4 protein-coding genes are annotated in these 3,310 nt (G+C 71.9%); 2 read left to right on the top strand and 2 right to left on the bottom strand.

Features of this window, described 5'->3' with window-relative positions:
• A partial coding sequence (locus HLK59_RS49110) for a cytochrome P450 (protein ID WP_171148191.1) occupies positions 1-765 on the bottom strand: 765 nt, incomplete at its 3' end.
• A gap of 108 nt (positions 766-873) precedes the next feature.
• Here HLK59_RS49110 and HLK59_RS49105 point away from each other — a divergent pair.
• Both HLK59_RS49105 and HLK59_RS49100 read left to right on the top strand, forming a co-directional pair.
• Positions 874-1,482 (top strand): TetR/AcrR family transcriptional regulator, encoded by a 609-nt coding sequence (locus tag HLK59_RS49105; RefSeq protein ID WP_171148190.1) that lies wholly within the window; start codon positions 874-876, stop codon positions 1,480-1,482.
• A 107-nt stretch (positions 1,483-1,589) separates the two neighbouring features.
• Entirely contained in the window at positions 1,590-2,324 is a 735-nt protein-coding gene (locus HLK59_RS49100; protein WP_171148189.1) for a DUF2470 domain-containing protein, read from the top strand.
• On the opposite strand, the gene HLK59_RS49095 is transcribed toward HLK59_RS49100, so the two are convergent.
• The coding region (locus HLK59_RS49095; RefSeq protein WP_171148188.1) for a lactonase family protein at positions 2,292-3,310 on the bottom strand (1,019 nt) is incomplete at its 5' end. The two genes, HLK59_RS49100 and HLK59_RS49095, sit on opposite strands and share 33 nt — an antisense overlap.

Below are 3,310 nucleotides of genomic sequence, written 5' to 3'. Positions count from 1 at the left end.
GTCTCCGCCCCTGCCCCCGCTCGCCGTACGACGCTCCCTGACCAGGTCGTCGACCGTCCGGTTCAGATAGGCGATGTCGGCCTCGTTGCGTCGTGCCGCCTCCCTCAACAACCCCGGCCAGGGCACCGAGTTCAGCCGCTGCGCGTAGGTCAGCGTGCCCACCATCGCCGTGATGAACGGATGCGGCCGGTCCCGCTCGAAGGAACCGAAGTCGTGGCCGAACCCGGTCCGCGCGATCGTCTCCAGCGTCAGCTTGGTCATGTCCGCCGGCACGTCCACCGTGCGGCCCGCCGCGGTCTCGCGGTCCCAGTGGCCGGTCAGCCGCTCGGCCACGGCCAGCATCATCGGGTGGTAGGCCGCCATCGCCTCACGGCTGAAGCCCGGTGCCAGCACGTCGTGCGCGAGTTGCCAGTTCGGCTCGTGGTTGTAGGCCGTGAACAGTCCGTCCCCGGCGACCGGCCGCAGATTGGCGATCCCGAGGCCCACGTGCTTGGCGAAGCGCGTCTCGTCGGCGAGGTCGGCCGCGAGATCGGCGCCCCAGACGAACACGAACTCCCGGTTGAAGGCCTTGCGCCGGTAGATCGGCCCCAGCATGCGGGCGTACTTGAGGGAGTCCTGGAGCGGGGTGCGCCGGTTCGCGCCGAGCACATCGCCGAGGAGGGGGATCCGGCGCGGCGGATGCGGGATGCGGTCGAGCTCGGGCCAGCCGTGCTCGGCGCTGCGGAACCCCTTGGGCAGCGTGGTCCCGCTCGTCGTGTCCGCCATGACGCCATCTCCCTTGAATCACCCGCGGGTCGAGCGTGTTGTACGTGGGTTCAATAGCGTGCTTCAGTCTGGTGCCGTTGTTGAACCGACGTCAAGTAAAGTGCTGACATGGCCGCCAAGCAGGGCGAACGCACTCGCCGTCGGCTCAGCACCGAGGAGCGCCGTGAGCAGCTCCTCGCCGTCGGCGCGCGGCTGTTCTCGGAGAGTCCGTACGACGATGTGTGGATCGAGCGGGTCGCCGAGATCGCCGGGGTCTCGCGCGGGCTGCTCTACCACTACTTCCCGACCAAGCGGGACTTCTTCGCGGCGGTCGTCGAGCGCGAGAGCGCGCGGATGCTGCGGATGACCGCGGCCGTGCCCGGCATCCCGGTGCGCGAGCAACTGGCCGCCGGACTGGACACGTTCCTGGAGTACGTCGAGGCCCACGCGCACGGTTACCGCGCCTTCCACCGGGCCGACGCGGCGGGGGACCAGGCCGTGCGCAAGGTCTACCAGCGGTCGCTCGCCGCGCAGGAGCGGCAGATCCTGGCGGCGCTGGCCGCGGACCCGGAGTTCGGCGCCGTCTTCGGGGCGCGCCCCGACACTGAGCTCGCCGTGCGCGGCTGGCTGGCGTTCACCACCGCGGTCTGTCTGGAGTGGCTGAGGGGCTCGGAGCTCTCGCGCGAGCAGGTGCGGGACCTGTGTGCCCGTGCCCTTTTGGGTGTCATTGCCCCCTGAGTTCACCCGTGTGCGCCGAAAAGGACCCGCAAAGGAACCAGGACGCCGGTTGGCGTACACCCCGATCTCGGATAGGTTAGGCAAGGCTTACCTAAGGAGGTTCTGGGATGGGTGCTGGGATGGATGAACAAAGCTGGGCGGCCGCGCCTGCCGCGGCGGAGCGGGCGCGATCGGTGCTCGCCACCGCGTGGTCCTGCGCGGTGACCGCGGACGGCGGCCGCGAGGAGTTCGTCGGCGCGCACACCGTGGCCGAGGACGGCCGCGTGCTGCTCCAGGTGCCGGAGGACAGTGCCCTGCTCGCGGCCGCGATCTGCGCGCCCCGCGGCGAGCCGTCCGCCGTGCTGGAGTTCGCCGACGTCTCGCCCGTCCCCGTGCGCAACCGTATCCGCGCCCGCCTCTGGCTCGCCGGCTGGTTCGTCCCCGAGGAGGGTGATCTGGCGTTCCAGGCGACGCGGGTGGTGCTGCGTCAGCCGTCCGGTGCCGTGGTCGTCGACCTCGACGAGTTCGCCGCCGCCGCACCCGACCCGCTGGCCACGGCCGAGGCCCGGCTGCTGACCCACCTCGCCGACTGCCACTCCGACGCGGTCGAGCGGCTCACCCGGCTCGTCGAACCCGACAGCCTCCACGGCGCGGTGAAAGTCCAGCCCATCGCCGTCGACCGCCACGGGCTGACGCTGCGCATCGAGCGCACCCGCGCCCACGGCGACGTACGCCTGCCCTTCCACCGTCCCGCCGACGACGTCGCGCAGCTCACCGAGCGGATGCACGTCCTGCTCACCCAGGCCAGCGCGGCCTCCTGCCCGCGCGCCCTACAGCGGCAGCGCACAGACGGCGACGGGTGACGCGAACGGCTCTCCCGCGAGCCGCAGTTCACCGCTGTCCGCGTCCACGCGGAACACGCTCACCGTGCCGGAGCGCTGGTTCGCCGCGAACAGCAGCGCGCCGTCCGGCGAGAAGGCGATCTGCCGAGGGAAGTCCCCGGACACCGGCACGGTGTCCAGCAGCCGGAGCCGGGCGCCGCCCGCCTCGACCGCGTAGCGGGTGAGGCTGTTGTGGCCCCGGTTGGCGAGATAGGCGTACGAGCCGTCCGGCGTCACCAGGAGCTGTGCCGGGTAACTGGTGCCCGACCCCGTCCCCGTGGACTGTGCCCCGCCGACCGTGAGGCGGCCGGTCCTGGTGTCGTAGGCGCAGACGGCGACCGTGTTGTCGACCTCGTTGGCCAGGTAGGCGTACCGGCCCTCGGGGTGGAAGGTCAGATGACGCGGTCCGGCGCCCGGCCGGGTGTGCACCCGCGCGACCTCGGTGAGCTTCCCGGTCCGCTGGTCGAGCCGATAGCTGTAGACGGTGTCCGTGCCCAGGTCGACGGCGAGCACATGGCCGCCGTCGGGGCTCGTGACGACCTGATGGGCGTGCGGTCCCTCCTGGCCGGGTCCGGGCTCCGGCGCGGAGTGGGTGACGAGGTCGGCGCGCGCACCGATCGCCCCCGAGTCGTCGAGGGGATGCACCGCCACACTGCCCGAGCCGTAGTTGGCGCTCAGCAGCCAGCGCCCGCCCGGATGCACCGACACATGACAGGGCGCACCGCCCCCCGTGCCCCGGCTCCCCAGAATCCTGCGGTCCGACAGCCGTACGGCGGTCACGGCCCCCTGCTCCCGCTCGTTCACCGCGTAGAGCGTGCGGCCGTCGGGATGCAGGGCGAGATACGACGGGTCGCCGACGCCTGTGAGAGGTCTGCCGACGGTCACCTCGCCCGTTGCCGGGTCGTACGTGGCGAAGCCGATGCCGGTGCCGCCGTCCTCGGCGGAGGTGTAGGTGCCCAGGTGGAGGG

Origin of the sequence: Streptomyces sp. S3(2020), assembly GCF_013044505.1 — a bacterium.
GTDB lineage: Bacteria > Actinomycetota > Actinomycetes > Streptomycetales > Streptomycetaceae > Streptomyces.
This window is presented reverse-complemented; position numbering and strand designations above follow the sequence as displayed.

What these genes read in the sequence shown, in the direction of transcription:
- HLK59_RS49100 (WP_171148189.1), top strand. Translation starts at nt 1,590, where the DNA reads ATGGGTGCTGGGATGGATGAACAAAGCTGGGCGGCCGCGCCTGCCGCG.
- HLK59_RS49105 (WP_171148190.1), top strand. Translation starts at nt 874, where the DNA reads ATGGCCGCCAAGCAGGGCGAACGCACTCGCCGTCGGCTCAGCACCGAG.